This window comes from Bradyrhizobium sp. 521_C7_N1_3, assembly GCF_052075975.1.
GTDB lineage: Bacteria > Pseudomonadota > Alphaproteobacteria > Rhizobiales > Xanthobacteraceae > Bradyrhizobium > Bradyrhizobium japonicum.
The window spans coordinates 2,502,103-2,524,196 of record NZ_CP197232.1; the positions used below are offsets into that span (position 1 = coordinate 2,502,103).

The 22,094-nt window shown below is 64.6% G+C and carries 24 protein-coding genes; 16 read left to right on the forward strand and 8 right to left on the reverse strand.

All coding sequences use genetic code 11. The features are described 5' to 3' along the window. Nucleotides 1–7 precede the first annotated feature (7 nt). Complete coding sequence (locus AB7008_RS11260) at nt 8–487, reverse strand: substrate-binding domain-containing protein (RefSeq protein WP_441258810.1); 480 nt, start codon at nt 485–487, stop codon at nt 8–10. Here AB7008_RS11260 and AB7008_RS11265 point away from each other — a divergent pair. The 12 genes from AB7008_RS11265 (at nt 377) to AB7008_RS11320 (ending at nt 13,042) form a co-directional block, all read left to right on the forward strand. Further along, nucleotides 377–703, forward strand: coding sequence for a PfkB family carbohydrate kinase (locus AB7008_RS11265; protein WP_441258811.1), 327 nt, complete (start codon nt 377–379; stop codon nt 701–703). The two genes, AB7008_RS11260 and AB7008_RS11265, sit on opposite strands and share 111 nt — an antisense overlap. Next, nucleotides 700–1,737: a tagatose 1,6-diphosphate aldolase gene (locus AB7008_RS11270; RefSeq protein WP_441258812.1), complete on the forward strand. Its 1,038-nt coding sequence runs from the start codon at nt 700–702 to the stop codon at nt 1,735–1,737. The genes AB7008_RS11265 and AB7008_RS11270 overlap by 4 nt, the downstream gene beginning before the upstream one ends. Nucleotides 1,738–1,785: 48 nt before the next feature. Then, nucleotides 1,786–2,913, forward strand: a complete 1,128-nt coding sequence (locus tag AB7008_RS11275; protein ID WP_441258813.1) for a mandelate racemase/muconate lactonizing enzyme family protein — start codon at nt 1,786–1,788, stop codon at nt 2,911–2,913. Nucleotides 2,914–3,160: 247 nt separating this feature from the next. Beyond that, complete coding sequence (locus AB7008_RS11280; RefSeq protein ID WP_028158955.1) at nt 3,161–4,393, forward strand: branched-chain amino acid ABC transporter substrate-binding protein; 1,233 nt, start codon at nt 3,161–3,163, stop codon at nt 4,391–4,393. 118 nt (nt 4,394–4,511) lie between these two features. Then, nucleotides 4,512–5,459: a branched-chain amino acid ABC transporter permease gene (locus AB7008_RS11285; RefSeq protein ID WP_038936438.1), complete on the forward strand. Its 948-nt coding sequence runs from the start codon at nt 4,512–4,514 to the stop codon at nt 5,457–5,459. After that, nucleotides 5,456–6,736 (forward strand): branched-chain amino acid ABC transporter permease, encoded by a 1,281-nt coding sequence (locus AB7008_RS11290; protein ID WP_441258814.1) that lies wholly within the window; start codon nt 5,456–5,458, stop codon nt 6,734–6,736. Before AB7008_RS11285 ends, AB7008_RS11290 begins: the two co-directional genes overlap by 4 nt. Further along, nucleotides 6,733–7,485 (forward strand): ABC transporter ATP-binding protein, encoded by a 753-nt coding sequence (locus tag AB7008_RS11295; protein WP_028149572.1) that lies wholly within the window; start codon nt 6,733–6,735, stop codon nt 7,483–7,485. The genes AB7008_RS11290 and AB7008_RS11295 overlap by 4 nt, the downstream gene beginning before the upstream one ends. Beyond that, nucleotides 7,485–8,180, forward strand: coding sequence for an ABC transporter ATP-binding protein (locus tag AB7008_RS11300; protein WP_014497636.1), 696 nt, complete (start codon nt 7,485–7,487; stop codon nt 8,178–8,180). Before AB7008_RS11295 ends, AB7008_RS11300 begins: the two co-directional genes overlap by 1 nt. Before the next feature lie 235 nt (nt 8,181–8,415). Beyond that, nucleotides 8,416–9,630: an ABC transporter substrate-binding protein gene (locus AB7008_RS11305; RefSeq protein ID WP_441258815.1), complete on the forward strand. Its 1,215-nt coding sequence runs from the start codon at nt 8,416–8,418 to the stop codon at nt 9,628–9,630. A gap of 89 nt (nt 9,631–9,719) precedes the next feature. Then, on the forward strand, nt 9,720–10,913 hold the full coding sequence (locus AB7008_RS11310) for a CaiB/BaiF CoA transferase family protein (protein ID WP_248881527.1): 1,194 nt from the start codon (nt 9,720–9,722) through the stop codon (nt 10,911–10,913). A 106-nt stretch (nt 10,914–11,019) separates the two neighbouring features. Continuing rightward, nucleotides 11,020–11,238, forward strand: a complete 219-nt coding sequence (locus AB7008_RS11315) for a hypothetical protein (RefSeq protein WP_441258816.1) — start codon at nt 11,020–11,022, stop codon at nt 11,236–11,238. Between the two features lie 220 nt (nt 11,239–11,458). Further along, nucleotides 11,459–13,042 carry a L,D-transpeptidase gene (locus AB7008_RS11320; protein WP_441258817.1) on the forward strand — a complete coding sequence of 528 codons (1,584 nt, stop codon included), beginning with the start codon at nt 11,459–11,461 and terminating at the stop codon, nt 13,040–13,042. 90 nt (nt 13,043–13,132) lie between these two features. Here AB7008_RS11320 and AB7008_RS11325 read toward each other — a convergent pair whose 3' ends face one another. Together AB7008_RS11325 and AB7008_RS11330 are read right to left on the reverse strand one after the other, a co-directional pair. Next, nucleotides 13,133–13,537 carry a hypothetical protein gene (locus tag AB7008_RS11325; protein ID WP_304492854.1) on the reverse strand — a complete coding sequence of 135 codons (405 nt, stop codon included), beginning with the start codon at nt 13,535–13,537 and terminating at the stop codon, nt 13,133–13,135. 152 nt (nt 13,538–13,689) lie between these two features. Further along, a complete protein-coding gene (locus tag AB7008_RS11330) occupies nt 13,690–13,983 on the reverse strand; it encodes a hypothetical protein (RefSeq protein WP_028158963.1) in 294 nt (97 codons plus the stop codon). Nucleotides 13,984–14,248: 265 nt separating this feature from the next. Between AB7008_RS11330 and AB7008_RS11335 the strand changes: the two genes are divergently transcribed. Then, nucleotides 14,249–15,214: a GlxA family transcriptional regulator gene (locus AB7008_RS11335; RefSeq protein WP_304492855.1), complete on the forward strand. Its 966-nt coding sequence runs from the start codon at nt 14,249–14,251 to the stop codon at nt 15,212–15,214. Nucleotides 15,215–15,224: 10 nt separating this feature from the next. On the opposite strand, the gene AB7008_RS11340 is transcribed toward AB7008_RS11335, so the two are convergent. The 5 genes from AB7008_RS11340 to AB7008_RS11360 all read right to left on the reverse strand — a co-directional run bounded on the left by AB7008_RS11340 (nt 15,225) and on the right by AB7008_RS11360 (nt 19,791). Continuing rightward, on the reverse strand, nt 15,225–16,037 hold the full coding sequence (locus AB7008_RS11340) for a class I SAM-dependent methyltransferase (RefSeq protein ID WP_304492856.1): 813 nt from the start codon (nt 16,035–16,037) through the stop codon (nt 15,225–15,227). 99 nt (nt 16,038–16,136) lie between these two features. Beyond that, nucleotides 16,137–16,676, reverse strand: a complete 540-nt coding sequence (locus AB7008_RS11345) for a VOC family protein (protein WP_041955053.1) — start codon at nt 16,674–16,676, stop codon at nt 16,137–16,139. A gap of 25 nt (nt 16,677–16,701) precedes the next feature. Further along, complete coding sequence (locus AB7008_RS11350) at nt 16,702–17,670, reverse strand: Bug family tripartite tricarboxylate transporter substrate binding protein (RefSeq protein ID WP_441258818.1); 969 nt, start codon at nt 17,668–17,670, stop codon at nt 16,702–16,704. A gap of 12 nt (nt 17,671–17,682) precedes the next feature. Then, nucleotides 17,683–18,576: an MBL fold metallo-hydrolase gene (locus AB7008_RS11355; protein WP_304492858.1), complete on the reverse strand. Its 894-nt coding sequence runs from the start codon at nt 18,574–18,576 to the stop codon at nt 17,683–17,685. Nucleotides 18,577–18,579: 3 nt separating this feature from the next. After that, a complete protein-coding gene (locus AB7008_RS11360; RefSeq protein ID WP_304492859.1) occupies nt 18,580–19,791 on the reverse strand; it encodes an ABC transporter substrate-binding protein in 1,212 nt (403 codons plus the stop codon). Between the two features lie 166 nt (nt 19,792–19,957). Between AB7008_RS11360 and AB7008_RS11365 the strand changes: the two genes are divergently transcribed. The 3 genes from AB7008_RS11365 to AB7008_RS11375 are packed head-to-tail and all read left to right on the forward strand — an operon-like array spanning nt 19,958 to nt 22,045. Further along, a complete protein-coding gene (locus AB7008_RS11365) occupies nt 19,958–20,659 on the forward strand; it encodes a TetR/AcrR family transcriptional regulator (protein ID WP_028158970.1) in 702 nt (233 codons plus the stop codon). Next, on the forward strand, nt 20,637–21,188 hold the full coding sequence (locus tag AB7008_RS11370) for a carboxymuconolactone decarboxylase family protein (protein ID WP_441258819.1): 552 nt from the start codon (nt 20,637–20,639) through the stop codon (nt 21,186–21,188). The genes AB7008_RS11365 and AB7008_RS11370 overlap by 23 nt, the downstream gene beginning before the upstream one ends. A gap of 8 nt (nt 21,189–21,196) precedes the next feature. Next, nucleotides 21,197–22,045, forward strand: a complete 849-nt coding sequence (locus AB7008_RS11375) for an SDR family NAD(P)-dependent oxidoreductase (RefSeq protein WP_441258820.1) — start codon at nt 21,197–21,199, stop codon at nt 22,043–22,045. Nucleotides 22,046–22,094: the final 49 nt, after the last annotated feature.

Consider the following 22,094-nt stretch of genomic DNA (forward strand, 5'->3'; position numbering starts at 1 on the left):
GGGTGTCTCACTTCAGGGATTTCGGAGGCGCAGCCGTCGACTCGCGGACAACCAGCGAGAAGTCGATCTCGCGATGCATGATGGTTTGCTCGCCGGCGAGGCTGCGCACCAGATATTCTCCCGCGCGCTGCCAGGTTTCTCCGGTCGGAACGTGAATCGTGGTCAGGCTCGGCCGCAAATGCCGGCTCCAGTCGAGGTCGTCGAAGCCGACCACCGAGAGGTCACGCGGCATCGAAAAGCCGCTGCGCTCGGCTTCGAGCAGCACGCCGTAGGCAATGACGTCGTTGCCGCACACCACGGCTGTCGGGCGGTCCTCGAGGCCCAGGAGATAGCGCGCCGCCTCGCGCGCGTCGTCCAGCGTATAGGGCACCTCGACATGCCATTGCGAAGGCAATTCGAGCCCGTTCTCGGTCAGCGCGCGGCGAAAGCCGGCGACGCGCGCGCTGGCGCGGTCGTTGTTGCGCTGGAGCGCCGAGACGAGCTGCACCGGCAGGCCGCCTACGCCGTCGACGTCGTCGACACCACGGGCGCGGGCGACGTCTTCCACGGCGCCTATGCGCTCGCGATCGGCGCCGGTCTCGACGTGCGCGCCGCCATGGCGTTCTCGGCGGCGACGGCTGCCATGAAATGCCGCCACGCCGGCGGCCGTAACGGAATCCCCGATATCAACGAGTGTCTTGTATTCATGAGGACGAAGCCATGAGAACGATTGGAAAGAACCGCGGCCTGGCACGGCTTGCTGACGCGGATGGCCATTTTCGCATGATCGCGCTGGATCAGCGGCCGCCATTGTTCGATGCCATTGCGAAGGCGAAGGGGATCACGCGGGACCAGGTCGAATATTCCGACGTCACGGCGGCCAAGCGTCTCCTGGTCGAGAACCTCGCGCCGCATTGCAGCTCGATGCTGTTCGACCCGAACTTCGCAGTGCCTGCCGCGATCGACCTGCTGCCGCCGCGCTGCGGCCTGATCATGACGCTGGAAGAGCACCGCGTTGAGGAAACCGCGGGCGGCCGCAAGTCGCGCGCCATCACCAATTGGAGCGTGGAAAAGATCCGCGCCATGGGCGGCGACGCCGTCAAGGTGCTGGCCTGGTACCGGCCCGACGCCGATGCCGCGGTGAACGAGCACCAGAAGCGTTTTGTGCGCGAAATCGGCGAGGACTGCGCCCGTCACGATATCCCGTACGTGCTCGAGTTGCTGGTCTACCCGTTCCTCGGCAGCGCCAATCACACCGCCGATTACGTCGAATCGCCCGGCAAGCTCCCGGGCCTCGTCATCGACAGCGTGCGCGAATTCGCAAAGCCTGAATACGGCGTCGATCTTCTCAAGCTGGAGAGCCCGCTTGCAGCCAACAGCCTGCCGGCGCGTGACGGCAGCGCGGAAGCAAAGGCCGCACAGCAGGAGTTCGATGCGATCGGCGATATCTGTCGCGAACGCAGCATCCCCTGGGTGCTGCTGTCGGGCGGCGCTGCGCCTGAAAAGTTCGAGCGCGTGCTCGACTACTCCTATGCCGCAGGCGCGAGCGGTTTCCTGGCGGGCCGCACCATCTGGCTGGATGCCGTCCTGAAGAACTTTCCGGACCGCGCAGCGGTGTCGGCCAGCCTGCGCAAGGATGGCCTCGGGGTGCTGGAACGGCTCAATCAACTGACCACGGCCAAGGGCACGCCGTGGAAAGCGCGCTTCCCGGTGTTCGCTGATATCAAGCAGGAAGGTGACTTCGCGCGCGCCTACTGAGATGGTAACGGTCCCGCGTGGTCTCACCTCGGTCGCAGGGCCTGCAATATGACGACTGACAGCTTCACCATCCGCTCGATCGAGGCGTTCTGCTATCGCTATCCCCTGGCGACGCCGGTGGTGACGTCGTTCGGCAAGATGCTCAACCGACCGGCCGTCTTCGTTCGCGCAGTCGACGAGAACGGTGTCGAGGGGTGGGGCGAAGCCTGGTCGAACTTTCCTGCACCGGGCGCCGAGCACCGCGCCCGGCTTGTCAATGAAGTACTGGCTCCGGGGCTTGTCGGGCGCAGGTTCGACAGTCCCGTCCAGGCTTTCGAGGTCCTGTCGAAGGGGACCGAAGTGCTGGCGCTTCAATGCGGCGAGCCCGGTCCGTTCGCGCAGGCGATTTCGGGCATCGATCTCGCGCTGTGGGACCTCTCCGCGCGTCGGCAGCGCTTGCCACTGTGGCGGCTTCTCGGTGGGCAGTCGCGCAGGATCAAGGTCTATGCCAGCGGCATCAATCCGGGCGGCGCCGCGCAGACGGCCGAAGCCGCGCTCGCGCGTGGCCATCGCGCGTTGAAGCTGAAGGTCGGCTTCGGTGCCGAGACCGATCTCGCCAATCTGGCTGCGCTGCGCGCGATCGTCGGTGCGGGCATGCTCGCCGTCGACGCCAATCAGGGCTGGTCGGTCGATCAGGCGCTGGAGATGCTGCCGCGGTTGGCCGCGTTCGACCTGCGCTGGCTGGAGGAGCCGATCCGCGCCGACCGGCCGCGCGAGGAATGGCGCAGGCTGCGGGCAGCCGCGAAAATGCCGATTGCCGCGGGCGAGAACATTTCGAGCGTCGAGGGATTCAAGGACGTCCTGGCCGAAGACGTGCTCGGCGTTGTTCAGCCCGACATCGCGAAATGGGGCGGGCTGAGCGCATGCGCCGGCGTCGCGCGCGACATTCTGAAGGCGGGCAAGACATTCTGCCCGCATTATCTCGGCGGCGGCATCGGACTGCTCGCCTCGGCGCATCTGCTGGCGGGCATCGGCGGCGACGGCTGGCTCGAGGTCGATGCCAACGACAATCCGCTGCGCGACCGGTTCTGCGGTGCCGTTGCCAATGTCACTGATGGTACGATCGTCCTCGGCGAGGAACCGGGGCTCGCATTCACGCCCGACCTGTCGGGAATCGCGAACTATCGCAGCCTGTAGACGGCTGCGACACCTGCGTCGTCGGGCGCCGCGCAGAGGCCAGTTTCCCCTTGCGTTCTATTCCTCGTCGCGGAAAGCTGCCGGCGAGACGGGGAGCCGCCTTCACATTTCATAGCGATGGCCGGAGCCATGTCTCGCCGAGCTTGAAAATCAAAGTTCGTTCTGCTCATTAGGGATCTGCAATTGCGCTGCAACATGCGCAAAAAGCCCATCGACTAAAGTCGATAGCCAGCGAGGAAACGAAAAAATGCGCAAGCTCACTTTGGCCATTGCCGTGATCGCCCCGATGCTCGGTCATGCCGCGTCGGCTGAGGACACCCTCAAGATCGGCTACATCGATCCGCTCTCTGGCGGTGGCGCCAGCGTCGGCGAGGGTGGTCTGAAGACATTCCAGTATCTGGCCGACGAACTCAACGCCAAGGGCGGCATTCTCGGCCACAAGATCGAGATCGTTCCGCTCGACAACAAGACCAATCCGCAGGAGAGCCTGGTGCAGGCCCAGAAGGCGATCGACGCCGGGGTCCACTACATCACGCAAGGCAACGGCTCGTCCGTCGGCGCGGCGCTGTCGGATTTCGTCACCAAGAACAACACGCGAAATCCCGGCAAGGAAGTGCTGTACTTCAACTACGCCGCCGTCGATCCCAGCCTGACCAACGAGAAGTGCAGCTACTGGCATTTCCGCTGGGATGCGAGCTCCGACATCAAGATGGAGGCGCTCACCAACTACATGAAGGACACCGCCTCGATCAAAAAGGTGTACCTGATCAACCAGGACTATTCGTTCGGTCAGTCCGTCCGCTCCGACGCGCGCAAGATGCTCGGCGCCAAGCGGCCCGACATCCAGATCGTCGGCGACGAACTGCATCCGCTGCTGAAGGTCACCGATTTCTCGCCCTATATCGCCAAGATCAAGGCGTCCGGCGCCGACAGCGTCGTCACCGGCAATTGGGGCCAGGACTTCGCGCTGCTGCTCAAGGCTGCCGCTGACGCCGGCCTGAAGGTCAACTGGTACACCTATTATGCTGGCGGCGCCGGCGGCCCCACTGCCGTCAAGCAGACCGGTCTCGATCATCAGGTCTTCCAGATCACCGAAGGCTTTGCCAATTCCGGCAACAAGGCCGCGATGGATTACGAGAAGGCGTTCCGCGCCAAGGTCAATCTGTCGCTCTGGTACCCGCGTGCGGTCAACGAGATGCGCATGTTCAAGGCGGCTGCCGAGAAGGCCAACTCGATCGATCCCGTGAAGGTGGCGGCGGCGCTCGAGGACCTGAAGTTCGAGGTTCTGGACGGCGGCACCGGCATCATGCGCAAGGACGACCACCAGTTCCTTCAGCCGATCTACATTTCGTCCTTCGGCAAGCTGACCGAGAATGAGCCGTTCGACGAGGAAAACACCGGCTGGGGCTGGCACCTCGTCTCCAAGGTCGACACGGAGAAGGCCATGGTCCCCACGACCTGCAAGATGGCGCGGCCGTAATCACGACATCCGTCGTTTTCCCGCGGCCGGCATCGGTCGCGGGAAGCGGTGGCCGGACTATTCTTGATTGGGCGATGTTCACCGGGGCCATCAGGCCCCGGACAGAGACGAGTGCGCTGTGCTTGAACTCATTGTCATTTCGACCTTGAACGGCGTGCTGTTCGGCATGCTGCTCTTCCTGCTGTCGAGCGGGCTGACCGTCATCTTCAGCATGATGGGCGTGCTCAACTTCGCGCATGCCAGCTTCTACATGCTCGGCGCCTTCTTCGGCTTCCAGCTCACCAAGTGGATCGGCTTCTGGCCGGCGCTGGTGCTGGCGCCGCTGCTGGTCGGCGCCATCGGCATGGCGGTGGAGCGCTACGGCCTGCGCAACACCCACAAGCACGGCCATGTCGCGGAATTGCTGCTGACGTTCGGTCTGGCTTTTGCGATCGAAGAGATCGTGTCGATGATCTGGGGCAAGAGCCCGGTCGACTATCGCGTGCCGGCGCTGCTCGACTTCCCGGCCTTCACGATCTTCTCGACCAACTATCCCGCCTACAAGATCTTCATGCTGGCCGTGTCGGTCGTGATCTTCGTGGCGCTGCTGGTCGTGCTCAAGCGCACCCGCGTCGGCCTGATCGTGCAGGCGGCGCTGACGCATCCGCACATGGTCGGGCATCTCGGCCACAATGTCGGGCGCGTGTTCATGGTGGTGTTCGGCGTCGGCAGCGCGCTCGCCGGCATTGCCGGCGTCATTGCCGGTCCGGCCCTGGTGACGCAGTCGGACATGGCCGCAGCACTCGGGCCCATCCTGTTCGTCGTCATCGTGTTCGGTGGCCTCGGCTCCTTGCCCGGCGCTTTCATCGCCTCGCTCGTCATCGGACTGGTGCAGACCTTTGCGGTGGCGCTGAACGGCTCGCTCGCGAGTGCGTTCGGACCGCTCGATCCGTCGACGGGGCCGTCGGTCCTCACCGACATCTGGAACGTCACGATCGCGCAGGTCGCGCCGATCGTTCCCTATATGCTGCTGGTGCTCATTCTGATCGTTCGCCCCATGGGCCTGATGGGGACGCGCGAGTCATGACCGCCAAACCGATTTCGACATCGAAGCCCGCCGGCGACGGCCTGCGCTTCTACGGCGTCTGGCTGATCGGCATCGCCGCGCTGATCGTCCTGCCGCTGATCTTCTCCTCCGGCGGCTCGTTGACGTCCTTCAGCCTGATCGGCATCGCGATCGTCTTCGCGCTCTCCTACAACATCCTGCTCGGCCAGACCGGCCTGCTGTCGTTCGGTCACGCCGTGCATTACGGCCTCGGCAGCTTCGCGGCCTGCCACATGATGAATGCGGTGGTGTCGCATGGCTGGCCGATCCCGCTGCCGTTCATTCCGCTGTTCGGCGGGATCGGTGGTCTCGTCTTCGCGATCATCATCGGCTGGGTCATGACCAAGCGCGCCGGCACCGTGTTCGCGATGATTTCGCTGGGCATCGGCGAATTGGTGGCGTCGTCCTCGCTGATCCTGCGTTCGGTGTTCGGCGGCGAAGCCGGCATCACCACCGACCGCACGGCGCTGCCCAAGATGTTCGGTTGGTCGTTCGGGCCGCAGCTTCAGGTCTACTACCTCATCGCATTCTGGCTGGTGCTGTCGGCGATTGCGATGTACGCGCTGACGCGGACGCCGCTCGGGCGGATCAGCAACGCGGTCCGCGACAATCCCGAGCGCGTCCAGTTCATCGGCTACGATCCTCACGTCGTCCGCTATCTCGCCTTCTGCTTCGCCGGGTTCTTCGCCGGCGTCGCCGGAGGGCTCGCTGCGATCAATTTCGAGATCGCGAACTCCGCCTATCTCGGCGCGATCCAGTCCGGCCTCGTGCTGTTCTCCACCTTCATCGGCGGCACGGCCTATTTCTTCGGGCCGATCCTCGGCGCGATCCTGGTGACCTATCTGCAGCTCGGTCTGACCAGCGTCACCAGCGTGTGGCAGCTCTATTTCGGCATCATCTTCATCGGCATCGTGATGTTCGCGCCGGGCGGCATCGCCGGCCTGTTGATGATGCACCGGCCGCTGGTTCGCGCCGGAACGCTGTGGACGGTGATCCCGTCCTATCTCGTCGCTGTTGTGCCGACCCTTGCGCTCGCCTGCGGCGTCATCCTCACCATCGAGACGGTCGCGCGCTATTCCGGCGGCGAGCCGATCAACCTGTTCGGCATTCCGTTCAACGCGAAATCCCCGGTGACGTGGATTGCCGCGGCAGTTCTCGTGGTCGGCGGCGCGTTCGTCGCGCGGCTGACCTGGCGGAGGATCGCGGACGCGTGGGACAGGGCTGCGACGGTCGCCCGTGACCGGGGGTATCTGGCATGAGCGCAGCAGCCATCGAAGTCCGCGCCGTCGAAAAGCGCTTCGGCAATGTCGGCATCATCCGTGACCTCAACCTCAGCGTCGCGAAAGGCGAGCGTCACGCCGTCATCGGTCCGAACGGCGCCGGAAAATCCACGACGTTCAATCTGATCAGCGGCCACATCAAGCCGACCTCGGGCGAGGTGAAGCTGAACGGCGATGTGATCTCTGGCCTGCGGCCGTTCGAGATCAACCGGCGCGGCCTGTCGCGCTCGTTCCAGGTCACCAACGTGTTCGCCCGCATGTCGGTTTGGGAGAACGTCCGCTGTGCCGTGCTGTGGGCGACGGGACACCGCTACGCTTTCTGGAAGAACGTCGACAGCCTGCCGGAAGTGCGCGAGCGCACGGCCCAGATCCTGGACGACATCCATCTCACGCACCGGCGCGATGTTCCGGCGGGGCTTCTGACCTACGCCGAGCAGCGTGAGCTCGAGATCGGCATCACCATCGCGAGCGGGGCCACGGTCGTCATGCTCGACGAGCCGACCGCCGGCATGAGCCACGCCGAAACCGACCGCGCGGTGTCGCTGATCCGGCGGCTGACCGAGGGCAAGACCCTGGTCATCGTCGAGCACGACATGAGCGTGGTGTTCGGCCTTGCCGACCGCATCTCCGTGCTGGTCTACGGCCACATCATCGCATCGGGCACGCCGGAAGAGATCCGGCGCGATCCGAAGGTCAAGGAAGCCTATCTCGGCGAGGAAGCACACTGATGCTCGAGGTCAGGGATCTCCACGCCTATTACGGCAAGAGCCACATCCTCCAGGGGGTCGACCTCGATGTCGCCGCGGGCGAGGTCGTGAGCCTGCTCGGCCGCAACGGTGTCGGCCGCTCCACCACGGTCAAGGCGATCATGGGCGAGGTCGCGCCGCAGGGCACGATCCGCTTCAAGGGCAAGGACATCGCCGGCCTTCCGAGCTACAAGATCGCGCGCCTCGGCCTCGGCTATGTGCCTGAGCATCGCGATATCTTCCCGAGCCTGACGGTTCGCCAAAACCTCCTGCTCGGTGTCAAGGACACGCGCCGCCCCGGTAAATGGCGGCTTCAGGACATGCTCGACATGTTCCCCAATCTCGCCGCGCGCGCCGATACGGCCGCGGGCGTGCTGTCGGGCGGCGAGAAGCAGATGCTCACCACCTGCCGGACGCTGATGGGCGATCCCGATTTGATCATGATCGACGAGCCGACCGAAGGTCTGGCACCGCTGATCGTGCAGCAGGTCGGCGATCTCATCGCGCGCATCGCGCAGGCCGGTGTCGCCATCCTGCTCGTCGAGCAGAAATTGTCCATCGCGATGCGCATCTCCAAGCGCGTCTACATCATGGGCCACGGCCGCGTCGTGTTCGAGGGCACGCCGGACGAGCTCAAGGCCAATGCCGCCGTGCGCCAAGAATGGCTTGAAGTTTGACGCGTGGCTTGAAGTCTGACGCTCACATTGTCGTGTGACGTGCGCGTAAAATAGAACGGCTGCAAGCTGCGCATACGCATCTGAATTCTTCGCTACATCTCCCGCTTCATAATCCTTGTATCGTCGCACTCGCCGGCATCGCAATCGATGCGGCCGATGATAACCAAGAAGAAAGTGGAGGGCGCCGGCGGCAGCCTGTGAGCTCGCGCGTCGATGCGTCTTGCCTGGGAAGGAGATGCCGAGCATGCCGGGAAGACAACTGGTCCGTGGAGTCGTTGCTCTGCTTGCGGCGCTTCGCGCCGCTTCGGCCGCGACGGCCGGAAACTACGATACCGGCGCGACCGACACGTCGATCAAGCTCGGGCAGACCATGCCCTACTCGGGACCGGCCTCCGCCTATTCCGCGATTGGCCGCGCCGAGATTGCCTATTTCAAGATGCTCAACGACAAGGGCGGCATCAACGGCCGCAAGGTCGAGCTGCTCAGCATGGACGACGGTTATTCGCCGTCGAAGACGGTCGAGCAGGTTCGCCGCCTCGCCGAGAGCGACGAGGTGCTGGCGATGTTCTCGATGCTCGGCACCGGTCCCAACATCGCCGCGCAGAAATACCTCAACGCCAAGAAGATCCCGCAGCTGTTCCCGTCGAGCGGCGCCAGCCGCTGGAACGATCCGCAGCATTTTCCCTGGACCACCGGTTCGCAGCCGACCTACCGGACCGAAGGCCGCATCTATGCGAAGTGGATTCTTGCGAACAAGCCGAACGCCAAAATCGCCGTCATCACGCCGAACGAAGATCCCGGGCGCGACTATCTCGCCGGCTTCAAGGAAGGGTTAGGGGAGCACGTCAACCAGATCGTGTCCGAGGCCACCTACGAGACATCGGATCCGACCGTCGACTCCCAGATCGTCAAGTTCAAGGCGGCCGGCGCAGACGTTGTTTTCAACGAGTGCACGCCGAAATTCGCGGCGCAGGCCATCAAGAAAATCGCCGAGCTCGGCTGGAAGCCGCAGATCATCCTTCCCGCCGTTTCCAACTCCGTCGGCTCCGTGCTGGTGCCGGCCGGGCTCGACAATTCCGTCGGCATCGTCACCGGTGCTTTCCAGAAGGATCCCGGTGATCCGCGCTGGGAGAATGATTCCGGCATGAAGGCCTGGCGCGAGTGGATGAAGACGTACAATTCGGGCGCCGATCCGGCCGACGTCTTCAACGTCACCGGCTACACCATGGCGCAGATCATGGAGCTGGTGCTGCAGCGCGCCGGCAACGACCTCACCCGCGCCAATCTGATGAAGCAGACGCAGTCGTTCAAGGACGTCGAGCTGCCGATGCTGCTGCCGGGCATCAAGCTCAACACCTCGGCCGAGCAGGTGACGCCGATCCGGCAGTTGCAGATGGCGCGCTTCAACGGCAAGTCCTGGGAGCTGTTCGGCGACGTGATCGGCGAATAGGATCGACGCAGTGTGACGGGCGGGCTGGCACCAGCCAGGCCCGCCTGTCCTGTCCCACAGTTGCTTCCTCCAACGACAGTGAAACGACGATGACACCGACCGGCCCCCTCAGCGGTATCCGCGTTCTCGATCTGACGAGCGTGCTGTTCGGCCCCTACGCCGCGCAGATGCTCGGCGACTGGGGCGCCGATGTCATCAAGGTCGAGCCGCCCGCGGGCGATACCTGGCGCTACACCGGCGTGTTCCGGAACCGCGGCATGAGCGGCCAGTTCATGGCCGTCAACCGCAACAAGCGCAGCCTCGCGCTCGATCTGAAGCATCCGGACGGCAAGGCGGCGCTGGCGCGACTGATCCCGACGGTCGATGCGCTCGTCACCAATGTGCGCCCCGCCGCGATGGCGCGGCTCGGCTTCGGTTACGAGGCCTGTGCAAAGCTCAATCCGCGTCTGATCTATGCCGCGGCGACCGGCTTCGGCCAGGACGGGCCGTGGGCAGCGCGCCCCGCCTTCGACGAGATCATCCAGGCGGCCTCAGGCCTTGCGTCATCGATCGGATCGGACGAGGAGCCGGAATTCGTTCCGAGCCTGATCGGCGACAAGATCTGCGCGATGGCGATGGTCGGCGCGGTGTCCGCGGCCTTGTTCCGGCGCGAGCGCGGCGGGCAGGGCCAGATGGTCGAAGTCCCGATGCTGGAAACCATCGCCGGCTTCAACAGCATCGAGATGCTGGGCGGGCACGCGTTCGATCCGCCGATCGGCCCGACCGGATACAAGCGGATGAAGAACCGGCGCCCGGTTCAGACCAAGGACGGCTGGCTGACGATGCTGCCTTACTCCGGAGACAATTGGTGCGCCTTCTTCGAGGCTGTCGGCCGCCCCGAGCTGATCGAGGAGCTCGGGGTGCGCGATCCCGTGCTTCGTTCCCAGAACATCGACAAGGTCTATGACCGCATGAGCGAGATTGGGCCGACCCGCACCACTGCGGAGTGGGAGGAATTGCTGCTGCGGCTGGACGTGCCGCACACCGCCTTCGCCCGGCTCACCGAGATCGGCGAGCAGCCGCATCTCGCCGCCGTCGCACTGTTTGCGGATATCGATCATCCCTCGGAAGGCCGGATCCGGCAGGCGCGGCCCGCGACGAAATTCTCGGAAAGCCCGGCCGGCATCCATCGCATGGCGCCGCGCCTCGGCGAGCATTCGCGCGAGGTGTTGCGCGAGGCCGGCCTGAGCGATGCGGAAATCCAGGCCGCGGTCGACAGCAAGGCGGTCGGGGTCGCGTCCTGAGCCGGCCGGCGTTCGGGAACCGTCACGTATCTCTGTGATGACGGTCACATCCTGCTGTCTCGGGCGGGTCTAGCGTAGGTCTGTTCATCTTCGCCCCGGATCGGTCATGACCGCCACCGACTTTGCCTTCGTTCTGCGCAAGCTGGGTCTTGCCGCCGCCCTCATCTGCATCCTCCTGAGCCTGACCGTGTTCGCGGTCCTGCTAATCGTGGAGCACGAACCGGTCGGGCAGGCTGCCGCCCGCGCTCTGCCGCTCATGGTGCTTGCGCTGTTCGGCCTGTTCGGCGCTGCAATGACACGGCTGATCAGGCGCCGAACCCACTAGCCGGACATTGTGCCGCAGCGATTCGTGACCAGCCCCGGACCAGCCCCGGCCCCAGGCCACCTTCCGCCTGCGCGAGCCCTCGTATATGAGAGATTTGCCGCCTGATAGGTCTGAATATTGCCGGATACGGAACGCAAGGTGGCTGCGAATTCTTAATCCAAAGATCGCAATCTGACGTGATCGACGTAAGGCGCGGACTGGTACTGAACCGGGGAATGGCATGAAAGACCTGATGACGACGGCGCAATCCACCACGGCGATGCGGCGTTGGCGGCCCCCCGGACTTGTTGCGCTTGCAACGGCCGTTGCCCTGACGGCGCTGAGCGGAAGCGCCGAGGCGGCCAAGCAGGCCCGCCAGCCGGCCGAGGCGGTCGCGCCGCGCGAGGCCGGCGAGCCGATCATGGCGATCGTGTCGATCAAGAGCCAGCAGGTCACTTTCTACGATTCCGACGGCTGGATCCTGCGTGCACCGGTGTCGACCGGCACCACCGGGCGCGAGACGCCGGCCGGCGTCTTCGCCATCGTCGAGAAGGACAAGGACCACCGCTCGACCATGTATGACGATGCCTGGATGCCCAACATGCAGCGCATCACCTGGAACGGCATCGCGCTGCATGGCGGGCCGCTGCCGGGCTATGCCGCTTCGCACGGCTGCGTGCGGATGCCCTTCGGCTTTGCCGAGGGGCTGTTCGACAAGACCAACATCGGCATGCGCGTGATCATCTCGCCGAACGACGCGGCCCCGATCGATTTCACCCATCCCTCGCTGTTCGTGCCGAAGCGCGAGGCCATCGCGGCCGTGCCGAACCGGGCCGACAAGCTCTCCGCTGAAGCCGAGGAGGCGATCCAGACTGCCGCCGAGGCCAAGAAGGCTGCGGCTGCGGCCGCGAAGGAGGCCGCGTCGCTTCCCGCATCGCTCCGCAAGCTGGAACAGCAGAAGTCCAAGGCCGACGCCGAGCTCGCTTTCGCCGACAAGAAGATCGCGGCCGCCAAGACCGATCAGGCGCGGGCGCAGGCCGAGGAGCTGAAGCAGAAGGTTGCGACCAAGGCCGCCGACGCTGCGTCGGCGCTCGATGCCGCCAAGGCCGCCGCGCAGCCGAAGCGCGACGCCGTCGCCGCCACCAAGGAGGCCGCAAAGGTCGCGGCAACCAGGAAGGCCGATGCCGTGACGGCCGCGACCGACGCCAAGCTCGCCCTCGAGCCGGTGTCCGTTTACATCAGCCGCGCGACGCAGAAGCTCTACGTGCGGCGGAACACACACAAGCCGGCGCCGGATGGCGGCGGCGAAGTGTTCGACACCAGCATCGAGGTGCCCGTCACGATCCGCAATCCCGACCAGCCGCTCGGCACGCACATCTTCACCGCGATGGCGAAGACCGATACCGGCCTGCGCTGGAGCGTGGTCACGATCGAGAACGGCGACGACGCCAAGGACGCGCTCGACCGCATCACCATCCCGCAGGACGTCTGGAATCGCATCGGGCCGACGGCATTGCCGCGTTCGTCGATCATCATCTCCGACGAGCCGCTGAGCGCCGAGACCAACTACCGCACCGAGTTCGTCGCGGTGCTGAGCAATCATCCGCAGGGCGGCTTCATCACCCGCAAGCCGACCGCGCCGCCGCCGATGGAAATGGCAAGCGACGACGGCTGGGGCAATGGCGGCAACGGCTGGGGCAATGGCGGCAACGGCTTCGGCTTCTTCTTCCAGCAGCAGCCGAACCCGCAGCCCGTCAATCCGCGCCGCCGCGGCCAGTATCAGTATTATCAGCCGGCGCAGCCGATGCAGCGGAGTTTCTGGTAGGACGCGGCACGCTGGGCCGCGTCATCGCCTGAGCTGAAGATATCTGTCGTCGGCGACCGCAGCGGCGCCGATGACGGGCATTCCGGCTGTCTACTGTGGACCCGTCGACATGCCCTGCAACTGCCGAAGCGGATTGAGCGGGCCAAGCGGGATCAGCTCGAAGCTCATGAGATGAGCCTGCCCCAGGGGCAGCTTTTCGAGCATGTCATGAGCGGCCGCGATATCCGTGACGTTCAGGATGAACGCGACGCCGACACGGTTTTGCAGCGAGTACCACTGGTCGATCTTGCCATCGAGATAGAGCTTCACCGTCTCGCGCACTTCCATCGGCAGGATGGCGCGCGCAGCGGCGACATCGGCGCCGGGGTCTACCGTGCCGATCGCGAGAATTCGGGTGGTCGGTGTCGGTGGCGTGGGTGACTGCGCGCGTCCGGGGACGGCGGAGGTCAGGCACAGGGCGAATGCCAGGAGACCGGCAGCGCGTGCAAGCTTCATTTGAAATCCTCCATGTCACGAGGTTTACGCGCTTCATTTAGTCATGCTGCGCCGGCAGCGATGCCGCACGTTGCATCGCCGCCGTGGAGCGGCGGCGATGCGGGCCGGTTCGGAAGGTTGGTGGAAGCGTCGCGTGTCGGTCTGACGCGCGGTCACTTGCCCTGGATGAGCATGCCCAGCGGCGCGAGCGGCCCCACCTGCATCAGCTCGTAGGTGGCGAAGCCGTCGGTGACGAGCGGCAGTGCTTCGACGGTCGCCTTGGCCTGTTCGAGGGATTCGACGTTCATCAGGAAGACCACGCCTGGCTTGTCCTGGCGAAACCAGAACTGCTCGATCTTCCCGTCGAGATACAGCTTGAGCGTGGCCGGCACTTCCCTCGGCATGATCTGCTGCCGCTGCTCGGGTGTCGGTGCCTTGCCGATGTTACCGATGGCGATGACTTTCATGTGGGCTCCTTTGGATTGCTGCTTGTCAGTGGACGGCATCGGATCAAGGACCTCCTGCAATGTTGGCAGAGGCGCCATTTTTAGAGGCGTTTACGCCATCGATTTCTCGAGCGAGCATCTGGAATAGCGTTGTTGGTTCAGATGATTGCTCTTATCTATCGATCGCGATGAAGGCCTTCGTTCCGGTTGCCGTTGCCTCGCAAGCTAGGCTTGCTTCCGTTCGAACGGTATTGTCGTAAACGACAACTTTGAGAGCGTTTCCGCCATGCGCATTCAATTGCTCGCCCTGGAGGGATTTTGGGACACCGGGCTGACCGTGACGCTCGACGCGTTCACGATCGCCAACAATTTCGCAGCCGCTCAAACGGGCGGAGCGCCCCATTTCGATGTCTCAATTGTCGGCGTGCGGAAGAAGGTCCGATCCGGGCAGGGCTTTGCGATCCCCGTCAAATCGGTAACGTCCGATCTGAAGCCGGACTGGGTCATCGTGCCGGCGTTGAATACGAGCCGGCCGGAACAGCTGATTCCGGCGCTCGACCGGCGCGATGTCAGAGAGGCGGTGAAACAGCTCCAGTCCTGGTACGCCGAGGGCGCGCGCATCGCTGCGTCCTGCATCGGTACCTTCGTGCTGGCGGAGGCGGGGCTGCTCGATGGACGGGGCGCGACCACCACGTGGTGGCTGTCACCCTTGTTTCGCCAACGCTACCCCAATGTTCGTCTCGATGAGACACGCATGCTGGTGACATCGGACCGCGTCGTCACGGCGGGCGCTGCGATGGGGCATCTCGATCTCGCGCTGTGGTTCATACGCCAGGCGAGCCCCGAGCTCGCGGCCGTCGTGTCGCGCTATCTGCTCGCCGACCTGCGCAGCCTGCAGGCGCCCTTCATCATTCCCAATCACCTCGCGCAGGCCGATCCGCTCATCCAGCGTTTCGAGCGCTGGGCGCGCGAACATCTCAAGCAAGGGTTTTCGCTGCAGGAGGCCGCCAGTGCGCTCGCGACGAGTGCACGCACTTTGCAGCGCCGCTGCGAGGCGGTGCTCGGTAAGTCTCCGCTCTCCTACTTTCAGGATCTGCGAGTCGAACGCGCGCAGTCGCTGCTGCATGGCAGCGGTCTCGACGTCGATGCGATCGCCGCCGAGGTCGGCTATGAGGACGGCGCGACGCTCCGGACGCTCTTGCGGGAAAGGCTCGGACGCGGCGTGCGCGAGCTTCGCGCAAACCTGCGCTGAGGGACCGCACCTACGGCCGCGCCTCGATCACGATCGCCTGAATCTTGCCTTCGACCGCTCCGGACCCATGGCGCGTCCGGAGCGCCTCGGCGACGAGGTCGGTCGCAGCCTGAAGCTTGCTGGCATCCCGTGCCTCGATCTCGCTCCGCAGCGGCGTGCCCTGGCAGTATGCGAACGCCACATATTCGGGCGTGGGCGCGCGGCTCACCGCCGCAAGCGTTTCGATCGAGATGTGGCGGAAGCCCGCTTGTTCCAGGTCGGCTCTGATGATGGCCTTGTCATGATAGCCATGCGGCGTCCGCACCATGAAACGGGGCGGATCATCGGGAAACATTTTTCCGAGCGCGGCGGTGGCGTCATCGGCGAACACGTTCTCCTCGATGCGGTCCCAGACGTTGAATACGAACGTGCCTTCCGGCCGCAACACCCGCTTTGCCTCGGCATAGCCTTTGATGCGGTCGGGAAAGAACATGACGCCGAACTGGCAGCAGACCGCGTCGAATTCGGCGTCGCCAAAGGGCAGGGCGGTGGCATCCGCCTGACGCCATGTCATGCGCGGGTCCTCACCCTGGCGCTGCGCCGCGATCGCGAGCATCGGCTCGTTGAGATCGGTTGCGACGTAACGGATGCCGGGAGGTAGCGCCGCGGTCACGGCCCGCGTAACGGCGCCGGTACCTGCCGCGGTTTCCAGTATCGTCGACGGGGAAAGAGCTGCGATACGCTTCGCGATGTCGGCGGCGTAGTGGGCAAAGATCAGCGGGACGAGATACTCGTCGTAGATTCTCGGAATCGAGCCGGCGAAAACCTTGTCAGTGTCGGACATGCTTGCCTCGCTGAAGGTTCGGACACGAGCTTCATGCTACCATGGATGTGGTCTCACTACACCAGCAGCCTCTTCCGGTCGCAATCCGGCGATCGGATGCTAAGATTTCGCTCCGCCGACCTCGCGGATCGCCCGCGTCCCGTCCCAGGTCATGGCTGCCTGCCGGACCTTCTCGAAGAACGGCCCCTTGGTGCCGCTGATGTCGGAGATCTCGATAATCGTGCCCGGGTGGGCCTGCGTGTCGAAATAAGCAAAGCGCCCCCTGTCGCCGCCGATCTGGCCCTCATGGCCGACCTTGTAGCCGAGCCCGATCGCCTTGTCGTAGAGCGCCTGGTAGTCGTGGCTCCAGTAGGACATGTGCTGCAGGCCTTCGTGGCCGGCGTCCAAAAACTCCTTGTACAGCGAGGGCGCGTCGTTGCGCTGCTGGATCAGCTCGATCTGGAGATCGCCGGAATTGGCGAGCGCGATGCTCATCTCGACCGCGGAGTTTTGGCCGCGGTGGCGGAACCAGTCGGTCTTGACGCGGTCCATGTAGTACCAGGGACCGACGCCCATGGTTTCGATCCAGTGCTTCATCGCGGCGTGGATGTCCCGCACCACATATCCGTTCTGGCGCACCGCGCCGAAGATGCGGCTCATGCCCGCGCTCCTGTTGTCGTGTTGCTCACTTGACTTCGATCCCCGCATCCTTGGCAACCTGCTTCCAGGCCGCGATGTCGCGCGCGTTGATGTCGCGCTGCTCGTCGCCCGGCACGAATTGCGGCGTGATGCCGAGCCCCAAGAGCTTCTCCTTCACCTCGGCATCGCCGAGCGCGTCCTTCAACGCCACCGACAATTTCTGTGCGATCGGCGGCGCGAGACCCGCCGGAGCATACATCGCCCAGGACAGGTTGCGGTCGAACGGCACGCCCTGCTCCTTGTAGGTCGCGACGTCAGGCAGGCTCGGCGAGCGCTCGCCGCAGGCGGCCAGCGCCTTGATCGAGCCGTCCTTCACCAGCGGCGTCGCGGTCGCCATGTCGAGCGTCGCGAGCGAGATGTGGCCGCCGAGCAGGTCGCCGGCGAGTTTTGCGATGCCGTTGAACGGCACGTGATCCTTCTTGATGCCGGTCTGCTGCATCAGGATCTCCGCGCAGAATTGTCCGGTCGAGCCGACGCCCCAGCTACCGTACTGGATCGGTTCGCCCTTCTTGGCCAGCGCAATCAGGCCCTTGATGTCATTGGCGGCGAAGTCCTTGGTCGCCACCAGCATGATCGAGGACGTCCCGATGCGTCCGATCGTCGTAAAATCCTTGATCGAATCGTAGGGCAGCTTTGGATAGATCGCCGGCGCCAGCACATGCGTGGTCATGCCGCCGACGGTGATGGTGTAGCCGTCGTTCGGAGACGTTGCGACCATCTGCGTGCCGAGTGTGCCGGCAGCACCCGTATGGTTCTCGATATAGACGCTCTGCCCCAGCGTCTTGCCCATCTTGTCGGCGAGCAGCCGGCCGATCACATCGCCGCCGCCGCCGGCCGCATAGGGCAGAAGCATTTTGATCTTGTGGGTGGGGTAGGCGGCAGGATCCTCGGCGCGTACCGGCAGCGCCGCCGACAGCAATGCGAGCAATGACAGGGTGATGGTGCGCAGCTTCATGATGGTTTCCCCCTAATCCTCGAAACGAAATCTGTAGGCATCGCCATGCCGGATCACGCGCCCGGCGGTCGGCGCCGGAAAATGGCCAGTGAGCAGGTAGCTCGGCGTGTCCGCGAGCTCTTCGAGCAGCGCCATCCGTGTCGCCACTGCCGCGGCCGGATCGACATCGGCGGCATTCGACAGCCACGGCGCCGCGCACTGGATCGGATGATGGATGACATCGCCCGACATCACCGCATGATCGTGACCACCATTGAGGTGGATCTGCATGTTGCCGGCGGTATGGCCCGGCGCCGGCGCGAAGCGCAGGGCGGCATCACGATCGTCAAACAGCCGATGATCGGTCTCGACGAACTCGGCAAGGCCGGCCGCGACCACCGGCAGTACGGAGTCCTCGAACGAGCCATGGTTTACCGGGTTTTTCGGCGCAGCGTTGTGCGCGGCCTCGAAATGGCGGTACTCCTCGCGTCCCATCAAATAGCGCGCATTGGGGAAGGTCGGCACCCAGCGGCCGTCCACGAGGCGCGTATTCCAGCCGACGTGGTCGACATGCAGATGCGTGCACATCACGAAGTCGACCTCTTCGCGCGCAACGCCGAGCGCCTGCATGTTATCGAGGTAGGGCTGGTCGAGATCATGCCACGCTGGCACGCGCGGCCGCTTCTTGTGGTTGCCGCAGCATGTATCGACGATGGCGGTCCATCGCGGCGTGCGCACGAGATAAGAGTGGTGGCTGAGAATGAAGCGGCCGGTCTCCGGCTCGATATAGCGGTGATCGAGCCAGCTCCGATTCTCCGCGATCACCGCGTCGGTGACGTTGGCGAACAGCCAGGTCTTGTCGAACGCGAGCGAAGGGATCTCGCTGACGAGATCGACCCGCATGCTGCCGATTTTGACCTGCCGCATGCTCTAGTTCTTCAGGAGGTCGCCGAACGGCACCCAGCGCGTGCCGTCGAAGCGGATGAGCTGAAGGCTCGTCATCGGCGTGTAATGTTCGGGCGAGTTGTTCACCGCGGTGCCGTTGATCAGCATCGGCAGCTTGACGTCCTTGAGCGTCGTTGCCTGCTTCATCACATTGGCGCGGGTCAGGTCGTTGCCGGAGGCCTTCAGCACCGTCACCAGCGTCTGCGCGATGGTGTAGCCATAGACATTGAGCCAATCGCTCTTGTTGGCGTCCGGCAGATACTTGTCCATGAACGCCAGCCATTCCTTGTAGCCGGCATCGTCCTTCGACGCCGGATCGGTGGCGTCCTTCAGGTACTGGCTGGAGATCACGCCGGTGGAATTGTCCTTGCCGGCCGGCTCCAGCACGCCGCTGATCGAGGCCGAGACGTTGGAGATGATGGTCACGGGCTTCCAGCCGATCTCGCCGATCTTGCGGATCGCCTGGGCTGCAAATTTCGGCGTCGCCGCCACCAGCACGACGTCCGCGCCCGCGGTCTTCAGTTGCAGGATTTGGGTGTCGACGGTCGGCGCCGAGGTCTCATAGGCCGCGCGCGCGACGATGGTTTCGCCGCTGCCGAGCCCTTCCTCCAGCGCCTTCAGATAGTCCTTGCCGAGATCGTCGTTCTGGTAGAGCACGCCGATCTTCGCATTGGCGTGGTTCGCCTTGATGTATTTGGCATAGGCGATCGCCTCGTCGCGATAGGTCGGCTGCCAGCCGACAGTCCACGGAAAATTCTTGGGATCGTCCCACTTCGCGGCGCCCGAGCCCAGGAAGAGCTGCGGCACCTTGCGGTCGTTGAGATATTTGTGCACGGCGCTGTTGGTCGGCGTGCCGACGCCGCCGAAGATCAACAGCACCTCCTCGCTTTCGACCAGTCGCCGGGTCTGCTCCACCGTCTTCGGCGGGCTGTAGGCGTCGTCCGCGATGATCATCTGGATGCGTCGGCCGTTGACGCCGCCCTCGTCGTTCACCTTGCGGAAATAGGCCTCCGCCGATTTCGCGATCTGCGCGAAGGCCGAGACCGGGCCGCTCAGCGGCGCGGTGGTGCCGATCTTGATGGTCTTGTCGTCGGCGCCGGGATCGTACTTTGCATTCTGGGCTTGAACGGCGCCGGCTGCGAGCAGCGGCAACAGGATGCAGGCCGCACGAAGGCGAAGGCGGGCAAAGCGCGCCATGAGGTCGTCTCCCCAAATTGCTCTCCGCCTCTCATTGGAGCGGAGTTGAAACGCGAGAACAGCGCCCGAAGCGGACTTGCGGGCCGCGACCGTTGCCGCCAGACTAGCGAAACGAACGATCGTTCGTACGGTTGACTAGCGAACGATCGTTCGTTAGTCAAGTCACATGGCTGTCCACACCTCCAGCGCGGCGGAAGCGGCTGCGCCCACGACCCGCGAGCGCATCCTCTCCGAAGCGCTCAATCTGTTTGCCCAGAGCGGCTATGGCGGCGCCTCGATGCGCGAGCTTGCACGGCGCGTCGGCATCCGCGAGAGCAGCCTCTACAACCACTTCTCCGGCAAGGCCGCGATCCTCGAAGCGATCGTGGCCGAGCACGGCCCCGCCAGTTCGGCGAGCCGGTTGGAAGAGCCGCGCTACAAGCAGCTTGCGCGCCAGCCCGCTGCGTTCTGCCGCCAGTTCGCGCTTGATCTCGTCGAGCAATGGTCCGACCCGCGCGAGCATCAGTTCCAGAAGGTCATCACCGCCGAGCGTAACCGCGTGCCCGGCATCCGCGCCAAATTCGCCGATCATTTTTACGCGCGCGAGCAGAGCATGATGACGGATTACTTCCGTGGCTTCGCGCTCGCGGGCCTCGTCTCGACGCCGGATCCGCGCGAGACCGCGCGCCTGTTCGCTGCCGGCCTCATCTACATCCGCCTCGAACATTACGTGATGGGCGCCGCACCCTCGCCGCGGCCGGAGGTAATCGAGGCGATCGACCGCTATCTCGCCTTCTTCCTGTCGCTGATCGCGGCGGATGGCGGGACAAACGACAACAAGAAACGCAAGCCCAAGGGAGAGACGCGTGGCAAGGCTGCCCCTGATTGATCCGGAGACCACGAGCGGCGACATCCGCGCCTCGTTCGACCGCATGCCGGTCAAGCTCAACATCTTTCGCATGATGGCCCATGCCGAGGCCAACATGATCCCGGCAATGCGGCTCGGCAATTCGATCCTGCACAAGCAGAAGCTCAGCGCCGTCAACCGCGAGCTTTTGATCCTGCAGGCGGCCCAGCTCGAAGGCGGCGCCTATGAATGGCGTCAGCACGTGCCCATCGCGCTCGGCGTCGGCTGCACGCAAGGCCAGGTCGATGCGGTGGAGCGCACCGAATACGACTCTGCTGCGTTGAGTGAGGCCGAGCGCGCGCTTCTCAAATTCGGCCGCGAGGTCGTCGAGAACGTCCGCGTGCCCGAGGCAACCTTTGCTGCCGTGCGAAAGCATTTCAGCGATCAGGAGATCGTCGAAGCCATCGTCGCGCTCGGCTTCTACATGATGATGGCGCGCCTCACCGAGGCGACCGAAACCGATCTCGATCCCGCGGCCGGCATGAAGGTCTATGACGGCGGCAAGAGGTAGGCGGGCGCATGGCTGAGAATTCCGAGACCAAGCCGGACCGCTACGTTCGTCCCCCCAGCCCGGAATCGCTGGGCGAAGCCCCGGGCAGGGGACGCCTGAAGGGGCGCCGCATCCTGATCGTCGGCGGCGGCCAGCGCGTGTTCGACGCCGAAACCGACCCGATCGGCAACGGCCGCGCCATGAGCATCCTTTGCGCACGCGAAGGCGCGAAAGTTGCGGTCGCCGATCTCAACCACACCTCTGCACGGCAGACCGTCAAGCACATCACCGATGAAGGCGGTGAGGGCTTTGCCATCACGGCCGACGTGACGTCGGAGGCTGACGTCCAGCGCATGATCGAAGAGGCGCATCGCGCGATGGGCGGCCTCGATGGCATGGTGTTGAACATCGGCACCTTCGGCAAGACTGGGCTCGATGCGGTCAGCCCCGAGGAGTGGAACAGGATCTACGACGTCAACGTTCGCGGTCCCATGCTCTGTTGCCGCGCGGCGATGCCGAAATTCGACGATGGCGGCGCCATCGTCTTCATCTCCTCGATCGCCGCGCTGAAAGCCGGTTCGCAGATGGCGGTGTATGACTCTTCAAAAGCCGCGCTCGGCGGCCTGATGCGCAACATCGCCCATCTCGGATCGCGCCGCGGCATCCGTGCCAATCTCGTCTATCCCGGCCTCGTCGACACCCCGAACGGCCGCGAAGCCGGCGCCGGCCGCCCCTCGCGCGGCAAGGGCCACGTCCCCTTCGGCCGCCAGGCCACGGCCTGGGAGGTCGCCTATGCCGTGCTGTTCTTCCTGTCGGATGAAAGCGTCTACGTCACCGCACAGACGCTCGCGGTCGATAGCGGCTTGAGCGGGATGTGAGACGCCGGCGCAACCCGGCGCCGCGGAGTTCGATGCCCCGACGAAGCCG